16 protein-coding genes and 1 pseudogene are annotated in these 13331 nt (G+C 72.2%); 10 read left to right on the plus strand and 7 right to left on the minus strand.

Annotated features, from left to right (window positions below):
* Together RM704_RS44230 and RM704_RS44235 are read left to right on the plus strand one after the other, a co-directional pair.
* A pseudogene (locus RM704_RS44230) lies at nt 1-441 on the plus strand (IS200/IS605 family accessory protein TnpB-related protein); the annotation flags it as partial.
* A gap of 18 nt (nt 442-459) precedes the next feature.
* Nucleotides 460-1068: a DinB family protein gene (locus RM704_RS44235; protein ID WP_078937494.1), complete on the plus strand. Its 609-nt coding sequence runs from the start codon at nt 460-462 to the stop codon at nt 1066-1068.
* Between the two features lie 19 nt (nt 1069-1087).
* On the opposite strand, the gene kilB is transcribed toward RM704_RS44235, so the two are convergent.
* Nucleotides 1088-1552, minus strand: a complete 465-nt coding sequence (gene kilB, locus RM704_RS44240; protein ID WP_033531940.1) for a plasmid transfer protein KilB — start codon at nt 1550-1552, stop codon at nt 1088-1090.
* 125 nt (nt 1553-1677) lie between these two features.
* Between kilB and RM704_RS44245 the strand changes: the two genes are divergently transcribed.
* Together RM704_RS44245 and RM704_RS44250 are read left to right on the plus strand one after the other, a co-directional pair.
* A complete protein-coding gene (locus tag RM704_RS44245) occupies nt 1678-2202 on the plus strand; it encodes a hypothetical protein (protein ID WP_033531941.1) in 525 nt (174 codons plus the stop codon).
* A 132-nt stretch (nt 2203-2334) separates the two neighbouring features.
* Entirely contained in the window at nt 2335-3219 is an 885-nt protein-coding gene (locus RM704_RS44250; protein WP_033531942.1) for an intradiol ring-cleavage dioxygenase, read from the plus strand.
* On the opposite strand, the gene RM704_RS44255 is transcribed toward RM704_RS44250, so the two are convergent.
* Nucleotides 3203-3994, minus strand: a complete 792-nt coding sequence (locus RM704_RS44255) for a histidine phosphatase family protein (protein WP_052146520.1) — start codon at nt 3992-3994, stop codon at nt 3203-3205. The genes RM704_RS44250 and RM704_RS44255 overlap by 17 nt on opposite strands.
* A gap of 179 nt (nt 3995-4173) precedes the next feature.
* Entirely contained in the window at nt 4174-4518 is a 345-nt protein-coding gene (locus RM704_RS44260) for an SsgA family sporulation/cell division regulator (protein ID WP_033531943.1), read from the minus strand.
* Nucleotides 4519-4804: 286 nt separating this feature from the next.
* On the opposite strand from RM704_RS44260, the gene RM704_RS44265 reads away from it, so the two are divergent.
* From RM704_RS44265 to RM704_RS44290, 6 genes are all read left to right on the plus strand, one after another.
* Nucleotides 4805-5875 carry an energy-coupling factor ABC transporter permease gene (locus tag RM704_RS44265; RefSeq protein WP_033531944.1) on the plus strand — a complete coding sequence of 357 codons (1071 nt, stop codon included), beginning with the start codon at nt 4805-4807 and terminating at the stop codon, nt 5873-5875.
* A 1-nt stretch (nt 5876) separates the two neighbouring features.
* The gene (cbiQ, locus tag RM704_RS44270) at nt 5877-6638 is read left to right on the plus strand and encodes a cobalt ECF transporter T component CbiQ (protein WP_033531945.1); all 762 of its coding nucleotides are present in this window, start codon (nt 5877-5879) and stop codon (nt 6636-6638) included.
* Nucleotides 6626-7402, plus strand: a complete 777-nt coding sequence (locus tag RM704_RS44275) for an energy-coupling factor ABC transporter ATP-binding protein (RefSeq protein WP_033531946.1) — start codon at nt 6626-6628, stop codon at nt 7400-7402. The genes cbiQ and RM704_RS44275 overlap by 13 nt, the downstream gene beginning before the upstream one ends.
* An 84-nt stretch (nt 7403-7486) precedes the next feature.
* Nucleotides 7487-7960, plus strand: a complete 474-nt coding sequence (locus RM704_RS44280) for a MarR family winged helix-turn-helix transcriptional regulator (RefSeq protein ID WP_033531947.1) — start codon at nt 7487-7489, stop codon at nt 7958-7960.
* 146 nt (nt 7961-8106) lie between these two features.
* Nucleotides 8107-8613, plus strand: coding sequence for an organic hydroperoxide resistance protein (locus RM704_RS44285; RefSeq protein ID WP_033531948.1), 507 nt, complete (start codon nt 8107-8109; stop codon nt 8611-8613).
* A gap of 199 nt (nt 8614-8812) precedes the next feature.
* Nucleotides 8813-9988 (plus strand): serine hydrolase domain-containing protein, encoded by a 1176-nt coding sequence (locus RM704_RS44290; protein ID WP_033531949.1) that lies wholly within the window; start codon nt 8813-8815, stop codon nt 9986-9988.
* Nucleotides 9989-10263: 275 nt separating this feature from the next.
* Here the strand turns inward: RM704_RS44290 and RM704_RS44295 are convergent, their stop codons facing one another.
* From RM704_RS44295 to RM704_RS44310, 4 genes are all read right to left on the minus strand, one after another.
* Nucleotides 10264-11298 carry a helix-turn-helix domain-containing protein gene (locus RM704_RS44295; protein WP_033531950.1) on the minus strand — a complete coding sequence of 345 codons (1035 nt, stop codon included), beginning with the start codon at nt 11296-11298 and terminating at the stop codon, nt 10264-10266.
* A 182-nt stretch (nt 11299-11480) separates the two neighbouring features.
* Complete coding sequence (locus RM704_RS44300) at nt 11481-11756, minus strand: DUF1876 domain-containing protein (RefSeq protein WP_033532019.1); 276 nt, start codon at nt 11754-11756, stop codon at nt 11481-11483.
* A gap of 101 nt (nt 11757-11857) precedes the next feature.
* Complete coding sequence (locus RM704_RS44305) at nt 11858-12703, minus strand: EamA family transporter (protein WP_033531951.1); 846 nt, start codon at nt 12701-12703, stop codon at nt 11858-11860.
* Nucleotides 12700-13218 (minus strand): YbaK/EbsC family protein, encoded by a 519-nt coding sequence (locus RM704_RS44310; RefSeq protein ID WP_033531952.1) that lies wholly within the window; start codon nt 13216-13218, stop codon nt 12700-12702. The genes RM704_RS44305 and RM704_RS44310 overlap by 4 nt, the downstream gene beginning before the upstream one ends.
* Nucleotides 13219-13331 lie beyond the last annotated feature (113 nt).

A 13331-nucleotide genomic window follows, 5' to 3' on the forward strand; every position in this document is an offset into this window, starting at 1 on the left:
ATGCCCACCGGCAGACTCCGCGCCCGGCTGGCCTCGATGGCCGACCAGACAGGCATCGCGATCATCGCCGTCGACCCGGCCTACACCAGCCGCTGGGGCGCCCAGCACTGGCAGAAACCCCTCACCAGCACCACCCGTCAGACCACTCGCCACGAGGCTGCTGCCGTGGCGATCGGAAGGCGCGCCCAGCAACACCCGATCCGGCGACGGACGGCACCGCCCCCACACGACCGGAGTGATCGCGTGGGGCATCGGACCGCCCAGGCCCGACCAGGTGTTGCTGGGCGTGAGGGAACCCGCCCCCGCATTCCCGGACCACGGACACGATCCGTGCCGCCCGGGTGCGGAGCGAACGCGGGCAACCAGAACGCCCAACACCGTCCGGGGCGTTCGGCCGAGCACGAGACCTGGCAACAGGACTCACTCCCGCTCAGTCTTTAGAAACGGTAAGCATGGCGGATGACCAAAGAGACCGAAGGAACCGAAGGAACCGAAGAGCTCGGGGACGTCGAGGAGTTCGTCGAGATCGTCGAGATCGGCGAGATCGGCGAACCCGAGGGAACTCATGACGACCGCGTCGGACCGCCCCACCGCGGCACCGAACGCGAGACGCTCCGCGCCTTCCTCGACTATCACCGCGCCACGCTCGCCATGAAGTGCGCGGGGCTCACGGACGAGGAGCTTCGCCGGCGGTCGATGCCCCCGTCCACGCTGACGCTGCTGGGCCTCGTACGGCACATGGCGGAAGTGGAACGCGCCTGGTTCCGCCGGGTCTTCGAGGATCACGACGCGCCGATGGTGTGGTCGAAGGAGATCGACTTCCAGGCGGCGTACGACGCGAGCGCCTCGACGCGGGCGGAGGCGTTCGGGGCGTGGGAGGCGGAGGTGGAGACCTCGCGGCGTATCGAACGGGAGGCGGAGTCGCTGGACCTCGTCGGCCACCAGCCGCGCTGGGACGAGGAGGTCTCGCTCCGCATGGTCATGGTCCACGTCCTGCTGGAGTACGGCCGCCACAACGGCCACGCGGACCTCCTGCGGGAAGGGGTGGACGGGACTGTGGGGGCGTGAGGCCCGGGTGCCGTCGACGCTAGAGATGCTGCTTGGCGGTGTTGACGAGGTGAGCGATCCCGTCCCGGGTCCGCACCCGGCGCTCGACGAACTCCTGCCTGCTGTCGGTCTTGACGACGGCGGTGACCTCGGCGAGGACGGTCTCGGCGGCCCGGCTCAGGTCGTCGTCGGCCGTGAGCATCTGCACGCGGAACAGTGCCTCCTGCGCGGCGGACCGCAGGTCGTACGCGCGGACGCGGACCGTGTCGGGGTCCTCGGGCGGGGGCTGTTCGTGCTCGCAGAACCACAGGTGGACAAGGGAACGGCGGTAGTTGATCAGCGCGCCGGCATACACGGAGTAGGCGTCGAGGCGTTCCTGACGGAGCTTCTCGCGGCGGCTGAACTCGTGGGTCCGGTCGGTGGCGCGCTGCTGGAAGGCGAGCGTCAGACCCGACCCGAGCAGGGTCCCGAGCACGGCTATGCCACTGGCGATGATGGTCTCCACACCCCAAGCTGATCACGCGACGACGGTCGACGACAGTCACCGACTGACCGGCTGAAGGACTGACCGGCTGGCTGGCTGGCTGGCGGACGGACGGACGGACGGAACGGGGGAGGGGTGGGGCGGGGATGGCGGGCTGGTCGGAGAGGCTGCGGCAGGCGTTCCTGAGGTTCGACCGGAGGCACGGTGGGGCGGAGCCGCCCCCGAGGGTGCAGGTGTTCGTGGCCCGGCATCCGGTGGGGGCCGCGGTGGTCTTCGGTGTGCTGCTGGGAGGCCTGCTCGGGTGGGCCCTGTCCGCGTTCCACGATCCGGCGCGGATGCTCCAGGCGGTTGCGGTCGGTCTGTGCGGAGGCCTGTTCGTCTGGCTCTTCTGCCGCTTCGAACGCCGCCGCCAGGCCCACTACGCACGCAACGGCGGCTTCCGCTGGGACCCTCCCCGGCCGGCCGTCCGGGACGACGCCCTGCCTGTCTGGTTCGAGGGCCTGCTCTGGCTCAGCCACTGGACCGTCCTCCTCGTGCTCTTCTGGCTCGTCGGCCGACTGCGCACCCCGCCCTTCACCTGGGTCCAGAGCGCGATCTACGCCGGGTTCCTCGTGGTCGGCAGCTGGGCCGTCCACCTGGCCAAGGAACGCCGTCGACGGCGGCAAGGCTGAGGGAGGCGCTCCCGGCGGGGAGACCGACGCCCGACAACAACGTCATGGCGAAGCCCTGGGATTCACACAGGAATCACTCATAGCATCACGCGCATTCCATGACGGGAACATTCGGAAAGCGCGGTTCCGCAGATGAGCACAGCACCCAAGAGCAGCGGCGGCCATGGCCACGACCACCACCACGACGACGAGTTCGACAGAGGGCTCGCGTACGACCTGCCCGTCTTCGCCCGCCGCCGCATGATCAGACTGCTGGCCGGCGCGAGCATGGTCCCGTTGGTGGCGGCCTGTTCCTCGGACGAGTCCGGCAGCGGCTCCGCGTCGGACTCGGCCTCCTCCGGCTCGTCCTCGTCCTCGTCCTCGTCGTCGTCCGGCACCTCCGGCTCCGACTGCGAGGTCATCCCGAGCGAGACGGCGGGCCCGTACCCCGGCGACGGCTCGAACGGCCCGAACGTCCTCACGGAGAGCGGTGTCGTCCGGCGGGACATCACCAAGAGCTTCGGCTCGTCGAACGGTGTCGCCGAAGGCATCCCGCTGACGATCACGCTGACGGTCGTCGACCAGTCCTCCGGTTGCGACACCCCGAAGAAGGGCGCGGCCGTCTACCTGTGGCACTGCGACCGGGAGGGCAGGTACTCCCTGTACTCCGACGGCGTCACCGAGGAGAACTACCTGCGCGGCGTCCAGGAGACCGACGACGAGGGCCGGCTCACCTTCACCTCGATCTTCCCCGGCTGCTACACCGGCCGCTGGCCCCACATCCACTTCGAGGTCTACGACAGCCTCGACGACGCCACCGCCGCACGGAACATCGCCGCCACCTCACAGCTCGCCTTCCCCAAGGACGTCTGCGACACCGTGTACGCGACGGACGGCTACGACGACAGCGTCCGCAACCTCGGCGAACTCTCCCTGGAGACCGACATGATCTTCAGCGACGGCTACGACCAGCAGCTCGCCACCGTCGAGGGCAGCACCGACAAGGGCTACACCGCCACGCTCACCGTGCCGGTGTAGCCGGTGTAGCCGGTGTAGCCGGTGCGGCCGGGGAGCCGCCCGGCCCCGGTGGGTCGAGGTGCGCCGTGTCGCCCCATCGCGCCGGCCGCAACCGCCGCCCGTCGTTCTCCCACCACGACACCGAGGCGTTGGGGACGGGCGGCAGCCGGTCGGGCGCCGTCGCGCCGACCCCGGCGCAGACGAGGCGTACGGCGACGGCGATCGCGTCGTGGGCGATCAGCAGGACACGGCGGCCGGGGGCGGCGCGGTCCAGCTCGCCCACGAAGTCCCTTACCCGCAGCACCACATCGGACAGCGCCTCTCCGCCCGGCGGACGGTAGGACCAGTCGCCGGTGCGGGCCCGCCGTGCCGCCTCCTCGGGCGCGCGGGCCCGCATCGCGGCCGGCGGGTGCATCTCGAAGACGCCCATCTCCCGGTCCCGCAGCCGTTCGTCGACGAGCAGCGGGGGCGGGACCACACCGGGATGCCCCGCCATCACCTCCCAGGTCTGCCGCGTCCGCACGTACGGCGAGCACACCACCAGATCCGGGCCGACCGGATCCGGGCCGACCAGCTCCGCGTTCGCCGGGTCCGGGCTCGCCCGGTCGGGCCCGTTCCCGTCCGCCCCGCGCCGCCCGGCAAGCCCCGCCAACCACCCGCCCAGTGCCCCGGCCTGGGCGCGGCCCAGGTCGGAGAGGGGGACGTCCGGCCCCCGGCCCGGCAGCGGCAGCGTCGACCCCGTCCGCTCGGCCTCGGCGTATGCGACGTTCGCGGTGCTCTGCCCATGGCGTACCACCCACAGCGCGGCGAGTGTGTACGGCGGTGCCAGCCCCTCGCCGTGCGTCGTCGTGATCCCGGTGTCAGTGGCGTCGTCCATCCGCGCTGCCATGCGTCCAGTCCCCCATGCTTCCGGCGACCGAGCCTGTGTGTCGGTCGACGTCATGCATACCCGCGGGCGCGCACCGGACGCTTCGCTCAGTGCGCCACCGGCGTGGCCGTGTACGTCCGTCGCAGGAAGCGGACCAGCGCCTTGGTGTCGAACTGCATGACCGCCACACCCTGGGCGGAGTGGAACTCCATGACGGCCTGGACCCGGCCGCAGGGCCAGATGCTCACCGGACCGGCGGTGGTGGGGGTGCGGATGCCGCGCTCCAGGAGCTCACGGGGGAAGGTCCACTCGTCGGGGCCCGGGAGGCGTACGCGTACGGCGGAGGCGGCGCTGTCGGGGTCGTAGCGGAGGAGGACCGGCACGGTGTCCCGGTCCTCGGGGGAGTCCGTGACGACATGCGCCCGGGCGTACTGCTCGACGGTGACGGACATCGAACGGCTCCTCACGCTGAGTGACACAAGCAGAAGCTGTGAATCCGCTGTCCACTGCCTCTCCAATGTCGCATATTTTCGGCCGCGCGCGCCCGGAGCCCTGGAAGGCCGCTGCAAGGACCCTGCAAGAACGGCCGTAAGGGGCGCCGCGTCCGGCGAGGCGTTGGCTAATCGGTCCGCATGCGCTCTTGCGAGAGACTCGCAATAAAGCTCTATCATCGTAAGGTTCCAGCCAGCGCGTCCCCACTCGGTGGCCCGGCCCCCTACCAGGAGAGCGAGCCCTCGTATGCATGTCCCCGACGGATTCATCAACGCCCCCGTCTCGGCGGTCGCCGGAGTCGTCGCCGCCGGTGCGGTGGCCGTGAGTCTGCGCGGTGCCCGGCGTGAACTGGACGAACGGACGGCGCCCCTCGCCGGGCTGGTCGCCGCGTTCATCTTCGCCGTGCAGATGCTGAACTTCCCGGTCGCCGCCGGTACCAGCGGACATCTGCTCGGCGGGGCCCTGGCCGCGATACTCGTGGGCCCCTACACCGGGGTCCTCTGTGTGTCCGTGGTGCTCCTCATGCAGGGCATCCTCTTCGCGGACGGCGGCCTCACCGCCCTCGGCGTGAACATCACGATCATGGGGGTGATCACCTCCGTCGTCGGCTACGCCCTCTTCCGGGTGCTGGTCAGGATCCTCCCCGGGAAGAGGCGCTCGATCACCGTCTCCGCCTTCGTCGCCGCCCTGATCTCCGTGCCCGCCTCGGCCGCCGCCTTCACGCTGGTCTACGCGATCGGCGGCACCACGGACGTGCCGATCGGCTCGGTCCTCACCGCCATGGTCGGCGTCCACACCCTCATCGGCATCGGCGAGGCCGCGATCACCGCCGCCACGGTCGGCGCCGTCGTCGCCGTGCGCCCGGACCTCGTCCACGGTGCCCGGGGCCTGACCGCCCCGCTCAAGCTCCGGGTGAACGGTGAGCTGGTGGACGCCCCCGCCGCCGAGCCGGTCGCCGCGCCCGCGCCCGCGGCGGCCCGCTCGACCCGCAAGCTGATCCTCGCCGGCCTCGGCATCTCCCTCGTCCTCGCCGGGGTCGTCAGCTTCTACGCCTCCGCCGAACCCGACGGTCTGGAGAAGGTCGCCGCCGACAAGGGCATCGACGCCAAGGTCGAGGACCACGCCGCCGCCGACTCCCCGCTGGCCGACTACGGCGTCGAGGGCCTCACCGACGCCCGCCTGGCCGGCGGCCTCGCGGGCGTGATCGGTGTCGGCGTCACCGTCGTCGCCGGTACGGGGATCTTCTGGGCCGTACGCAAGCGGCGCACCGGCGAGGACGACGCCGCGTCCCCCACCTCCGTGCCCGAGAACGCCTGACATGGGCGCCGGCCACGTCCACAAGCTCTACCGGCACGCGCACTCGCCGGTCCACGCCCTGCCGCCGCACACCAAACTCGCGGCCGTCTTCGCCTTCGTGGTCGTCGTGGTGTCGACGCCGCGGGAGGCGATGTGGGCGTTCGGGCTGTACGCCGTGCTGTTGGGCGTGGTCGCGTACGTGGCCCGCGTTCCCGCCGGTTTCCTGCTCCGGCGGCTGCTGATCGAGGTCCCGTTCGTCGCGTTCGCCGTGCTGATGCCGTTCGTGGCGCAGGGCGAGCGCGTCGAGGTCCTCGGGATGTCGCTGAGCGTCAGCGGGCTGTGGGGCGCCTGGAACGTCCTCGCCAAGGGGACACTGGGCGTCGCCGCCTCCGTCCTCCTCGCCTCCACCACCGAACTCCGCGCGCTCCTCCTCGGCCTCCAGCGGCTCAGACTGCCGCCGCTGCTGGTCCAGATCGCGTCCTTCATGATCCGCTACGGCGATGTGATCGCCGACGAGATGCGGCGGATGCGGATCGCGCGCGAGTCACGCGGGTTCGAGGCGAGCGGCGTACGGCACTGGGGTGTGCTCGCCAAGACGGCCGGGGCGCTGTTCATCCGCTCCTACGAGCGGGGCGAGCGGGTCCATCTGGCCATGATCAGCCGGGGGTACGCGGGCACCATGCCCGTCATCGACGAGGTGACCGCGTCCCGGGCGCAGTGGTCGTACGCCTTCGCCCTCCCCGTCGCCGCGCTCGTCGTCTGTCTGCTGGGATGGAGCCTGTGACCGTGTCCGAACCCCCCGTCGCCCCGTCCCTCGAAGTCGCCGGGCTCGCCTTCGCCTACCCCGACGGCCATCAGGCCCTCTTCGGTGTCGACTTCACCGTCGGGCGCGGTGAACGCGTCGCGCTGCTCGGGCCGAACGGGGCCGGCAAGACCACCCTCGTCCTGCATCTCAACGGCATCCTCACCGGCGGCGCGGGCACGGTGACCGTCGCCGGGATGCCCGTCGGCAAGCGGCACATGGCCGAGATCCGGCGGAAGGTCGGCATCGTCTTCCAGGACCCCGACGACCAGCTCTTCATGCCGACCGTGCGGGAGGACGTGGCCTTCGGGCCCGCGGCGGCGGGCATGACCGGGCCCGAGCTGGAGGCCCGGGTGGACCGGGCCCTCGAACAGGTCGGCATGGCCGAGTTCAAGGACCGGCCGCCGCACCACCTCTCCTTCGGGCAACGGCGCCGGGTGGCCGTGGCGACGGTGCTCGCCATGGAGCCGGAGATCCTCGTCCTCGACGAGCCGTCCTCCAACCTCGACCCGGCCTCGCGCCGCGAACTGGCCGACATCCTGCGGTCGTTGGACGTCACGGTCCTCATGGTCACGCACGACCTGCCGTACGCGCTCGAACTGTGCCCCCGGTCGCTGATCCTCAGCGAGGGGGTCATCGCGGCGGACGGCCCGACCGGTGAGCTCCTCGTCGACGACGACCTGATGCGGGCGCATCGGCTTGAACTGCCGTTCGGGTTCGATCCGCGGTCGGTGGAGGTGGGGTAGAGCGGCCTGACAGAGGACGGCGGGGCTGGGGAAAACGCGCGCGCGACCCCCACCCGCCCCCGGACGAATACCGCGTCCGCGACAATGGACCCCGTGACAAACCAAGCGGATGCGCCCCGGCACGGTTCGCTGCTCCTCGACGAGCAGTTGTGTTTCGCGCTCTACGCGGCCCAGCGCGCGGTCACCGCCGCGTACCGCCCGCTGCTCGACGAACTCGGCCTGACCTACCCCCAGTACCTGGTCATGCTCTCCCTCTGGGAGCACGGGGAGACCAGCGTCAAGGAACTGGCGGGCACCCTGCGGCTCGACTACGGCACTGTCTCGCCGTTGCTGAAGCGGCTGGAATCGGCCGGACTGCTGCGCCGGGAGCGGTCGCCGCGCGACGAGCGTTCGGTGCGGATCGCCCTCACCGGACGCGGCGAACAGCTCCGTGACCGCGCGGCGGCCGTTCCCGCCACGGTCGCCGCCGCCACCGGCCTGCACGGCCCCGAGGTGGCGCGGCTGCGTGAGGAGCTGTGGCAGTTGACGGCGCGGGCGACCAAGGCGGCGGGTCGGTGAGCGCGGCCGACGGTGACCTTGTGTTACCCATGGTTACTACCCCCTGGTAACCGCGTACTGCCTACCGCCCGGTACCTTGTGCACGATGTATTCGTGCGCGCCTGTCCTGGGGAGGCCACGCGCCTGTCCCGGGGGAGGCCAAGGGAATGACTGACGACACCGCGGTGGAGACCCGTTCCGATACGCGTCCCGACGCCCACCCCGGGGGTCTTCGCGAGGACCGGCCCGACACCCGTCCGACGAAGATCATGTACGTCGCCGAGGCCACCGCGCACGGCGGTCGCGACGGCTACATCAGCAGCCAGGACGGCCAGATCGACCTGAAGGTCGCGATGCCGCCGGCGATGGGCGGCGACGGCGACGGCACCAACCCCGAGCAGCTGTTCGCCGCCGGGTACAGCTCCTGCTTCCACAACGCGCTGGTCCTCGTCGGCCGCCGCGCGGGATACGACCTCACCGGCTCCACCGTCGCCGCGAAGGTCGGCATCGGCCCCAACCGCCAGCGGGGTTACGGCCTTGCCGTCGCCCTCAGCGTCTCCCTCCCGGTCATCGACCAGGACATCGCGGCCAAGCTCGTCGACGCGGCCCACCAGGTCTGCCCGTACTCGAACGCGACCCGCGACAACATCGACGTCACCATTGTGCTGGGCTGAGACGGCCAGAGGCGGATCTCGTCCGGGCGGCTTCTCCGGACGGCACCAGCGGTCTCCAGCCGGGCTCGCTCGGGCTCGGCAGCCCCGGGCGGGGGAATCCCGGGCCGTGCGTGTACGGTGCAGCCGTTCGTCGTGACGAATACGGCGTGACGAGTACGGCGTGACGAGTACGGCGAGGGAACGGACAGGGAGCGCCGACGTGGACGTGAACGGTACGGTCGCCGAGGGCTTCGAGCCGGTCAGGACCGCGTTCGTACGCAACTTCGAGGCGCTCGGCGAGCGGGGCGCGGCGGTCGTCGTGTACCGGCACGGGCGCAGGGTCGTCGACCTGTGGGCCGGCACCCGGGACGTCGACGGCACCGAGCCCTGGCAGCGGGACACCGCCCAGATCGTGCGCTCGGCGACGAAGGGCGTCGCCGCCGCCGTCGCGCTGATGCTGGCCGAGCGCGCGGAACTCGACCTCGACGCGCCGGTGGGACGGTACTGGCCGGAGTTCAAGGCGCACGGCAAGGACGGTGTGCTGGTGCGGCAGGTGCTCAACCACCGGGCCGGGCTCCCGGTCCTCGACCACCCCCTCACCCCCGCCGAGGCCCTGGACCCGCGCCGGGGCCCCACGGCCCTCGTCGCGCAGGCCCCCGTCTGGGAGCCCGGCACCGCCCACGGCTACCACCCCCTCACCTACGGCTGGCTGCTCGACGAACTGGTCCGGCGCGTGACCGGCCGGGGCACCGGCGAGTGGATCGCGTCCGACATCGCCGCGCCGCTGGGCCTGGCGGGGGAGCTGTGGCTGGGCCTGCCGGACTCGGTGGCGGCGACGGGCCGGGTCGGCCGCGCCGGGCGCCTGGCGGCGGCGCCCGAGCCCACCGGCGGCCTCAGGGTCCGCGCCAAGCGGTCGGTCACCGAGGCCTACGACGACCCGGACTCCCTCACGCGTCGCGCCTTCGCCGCGATCACCCCGTTCCCCGACCAGAACGACCCCGCGTACCGCGCGTCCGCGCTCCCGGCGACCAACGGCATCGCCACGGCGGACGGCCTGGCCCGTTTCTACGCGGCGCTCGTCGGCGAGGTCGACGGCGTACGGCTGTTCGGCCCGGCGACCCTGGCGGCGGCCCGCGCCGAGGAGTCCTCCGGCCCCGACCGCGTCCTGGTCGTCAACACCCGTTTCGGGCTGGGCTACATGCTCCACGGCGCCGCCTCCCCGCTGCTGGCGCCGACCTCCTTCGGTCACCCCGGCCGAGGCGGCCCGCTCGGCTTCGCCGACCCCGAGTCAGGCATCGCCTTCGGCTACGTCACGAACGGCTACCGCAAGACGGTGACGGCTGACCCGAGAGCGCAGGCGCTGGTGGCGGCGGTGAGGGCGGCGCTGAAGGGCTGAGGGGCGCAGCCCATGGGGCTGTGGGCCTTCCGGGGCGCGGGGCACCAGGCCGCTGGGCCGCGAGGCCGCCAGGGAGAGAGAGGCCGTCACGGCGAGAGGCTGTCCCGGCGAGAGCCCGTCACTGAGAGCGGCCGTCACGGTGAGCGGCCGGACCGGCCCAGGGCTCCCCCGTGGTGTCCTGGCCCGATCCCGGAGTTCCGGACGGCCGCCCTCAGCGGCGGCGCTCACCAGGATGCGCCGGATTCCCCCGCGTGTCGTTGGCGCACGGTCCACGGTCAGTTGGCAACGAGTCCACTGTTCGCCGCCCCCTCGGCGGCCACCCTGCTCCGCAGCTCACTCGGCGGCACCCCGTACGCGGTACGGAACGCCCGGCTGAACTCGGCCGCACGCGGAAACCCCCAGCGCGCCCCGATGGCGTGGATCGGTGTGGCCCGCAGGTGGGGGTCGGGGGCGGTGAGATCGCGGTACGCGTTCCGCAGCCGCTGGTCGCGGACGTACGTCGCGACGGTCAGGCCCTCCGCCTGGAAGAGCCGGTGCAGATAGCTGCGCGAGATGTGGTGGGCGGCCGCGATGGCCGCGGGGGTGAGGTCGGGGTCGCCCAGGTGCCGCCGTATGAACACCTTGACGTTCAGGAGCAGCGTCCGCCGGTGGGCCTCCGGCGTCAGCCGCGGCTCCGTGTCGGCGACGTGACCGAAGAGCGCGGTGACCAGATCGGCGACGACCGTGCCCAGACGGGGCGCGTCGGCAGGCCCGTAGGCGGTCGTGTCCTCCGCCAGCCGCATCAGGAACTGCGCGAGCAGCGCGCCGACGCCCTCCCTGCCCGACAGACGGCTGCCGATCACCTGGTCGGCCTTGCGCGCGGGCAGGGCGACGAGGGAGCGGGGTATCTCGACGCCGACGGTGGTGACCGGTTCGGTGCCGGTGAGGATGTCGTACGCCATCGACGTGCAGTTGACGTGGAAGTCCTGCGCCTCGTAAGCCGTTTGCTGCCTGCCCCAGCTGGCGGCGCCCTCGCCCTGGAGGAGGAGGGAGAGATGGAACGTCTCCGGGTCGGACTGCCGGACCATCCGCGGCGTGCGGCGGAAGACGATCGGGTCGAAGGTGGCGGGCCAGACCGTCACGTCGCCGAGGGCGATCAGGCGTTGGTGCGCGTGGTAGTCGGCGGCGGGGTGGTGGCCGCGGTCGGCCGTCGCCAGCGGGATGGGGACCAGGTCCATGGGCGCGTGCGTCTGCCGCAGCAGCTCCGCCCAGGCCTCGAACCGGGCGTCCACCGGGAGGTCCACGGAGCGGAAGACCGACTCGTGCAACACGGGGCCAGTCAACCACAGGGCGCGCACGGGGCCGTTGGGCGCCCGCGGGCCGTGACCGCGCGGCCAGGCGGACCTCGTGCCACCGGCGCTCGCGAGGGGCCGACGGGCCGACGCGCCCACCCCTGCCGCCCCAGCGGGACGACAGCCCGCAGCTGGGTACGGCCGGGGCAGGGGTGCGGGGCTCAGAGCGCTATCGGGTGGGACGTCCGGCCCGATGCCTCGTCTATCTCGTCGTGCGCCTTGGTCAGAAGCTTCATGGCGAGCTCGTTCAAGGCCCTGGCCCCGGCTATCTCCTCGCCGACCCGGGGCTGATTGGCGTCGGTCTGGTGGCGGCTGGCGTAGCCGTTGGCGCGTACTTCCTTCCCGTCGGGGAGCCGCACGAGGGCCGCCGCCCGGGTGCGCTGATCGTCCTCCTGGAACTCCAGCTCGATGTGCCATCCGACTGCGGTCTTCATCATCACGATCACCTCCGGAACCGCTCTTTCCAGAGTGCTCCTCCCCGCCGACGGATGCACGGCCTGTGCGCCGTCCGTCCAGCCTCCGTGGCCCTGCTCGGCGCCTACCCGGCCCGCAGCATCAGCCCGATCCCCACGACCAGCAGCCCCGCCGCCACCAGCCGGGGCGCCCCGAACCGCTCCTTGAACAACACCGCGCCGATCGCCGCGCCCACGATGATCGACGACTCCCGCAGGGCCGCGATGGGCGCCAACTCGGCCTTGGTCTGGGCCCACAGGACCAGCCCGTACGCCACCACGGACAGCGCGGCGCCGAGGAGGCCCACACCGGCGAACGGCCTGAGCAGCGCGACCGTCTGCCCGCGCCACCGCCAGACCGCGTACGCGGGGATCGCGAGCCCCTCCAGCGCCATCAGCCAGGCGATGTAGCTCATGGTGGACCCGGAGGCCCGGACACCGAGACCGTCCACGACCGTGTACGCGGCGATCGACAGGCCCGTGGCCAGCGCCGCCCCGATCGCCGCCCAGTGCGGCCGGGCGCCGCGCAGGCCCCACAGCGCGACCCCGGTCAGCCCGGCGCAGCTCAGCAGGATGCCGGCCGTCGCCCAGCCGTCCGGCACCTCGTGCGCGAAGACAGCGGCGAGGACGGTGACGACGAGGGGCGCGGAGCCGCGGGCGATCGGGTACGCCTGGCCGAAGTCGCCCAGCCGGAACGACGTCATCAGCAGCACGTAGTAGACGAGGTGGATGACCGTCGAGGCGATCAGATACGGCCACGCCGCGGCCTCCGGGAGCGGTACGAACGGCACCATCGCGAACCCGATCAGCGCGCCGCCGCCGGCGATCAGTGTGAACCCGACGAGCTTGTCGGTGATCCTGTGGGCGATCGCGTTCCAGCTCGCGTGGGTGACGGCGGCGAGCAGGACCGCCGCGGTGACGAGGGGGGTCACGCCTCGCGCTCGCCCTCGCGGACGTCCACCAGGGTGGCGCCCGCGTGCGCGATGAGCGTCTCGGGGTCCATGGGGAAGACGGTGTACGGGGTGCCGGCGGCCGCCCACACCGTCGCGTGGGCGAGGAGCGAGCGGTCCGCGAGGACGCGTGTTCTCGTCCGGTGCCCGAAGGGCGGGACCCCGCCGATCGCGTAACCGGTCGTCTCCCGTACGACGTCGGCGCGGGCCCGGGTGACCTTAGTGGCGCCGAGTTCACGCCGGACCAGCTCCACGTCGACGCGCGACGCGCCGTCCATCAGCACCAGCACCGGGACGCCGTCCGCCGCGAAGACCAACGACTTGCAGATCTCGCTCAGCTCGCAGCCGAGGGCGGCGGCCGCTTCCGCCGCGGTGCGGGTGGCTTCCGGGAAACGGCGGATGCGGGTGTGCAGTTCGCCCAGCCCGAGGGTGGTGAGTGCTTCGGCGAAGCGGGGGTGGGCTGCGGAGCCGTCGGTGTTCTGCGCGTCGGTGGTCATGTGCGGCACGGTAGTGGTGGGTGTAGCGGCCATGCGACTGGGTTGTTGGGATGGAGATGGGGATGGGAGTGGCTGGGGGCGGGCGTTGGGGTGGGGGGGGGGGGGGGGGGGGG

The organism is Streptomyces gottesmaniae (assembly GCF_031845845.1).
Lineage (GTDB): Bacteria > Actinomycetota > Actinomycetes > Streptomycetales > Streptomycetaceae > Streptomyces > Streptomyces akebiae.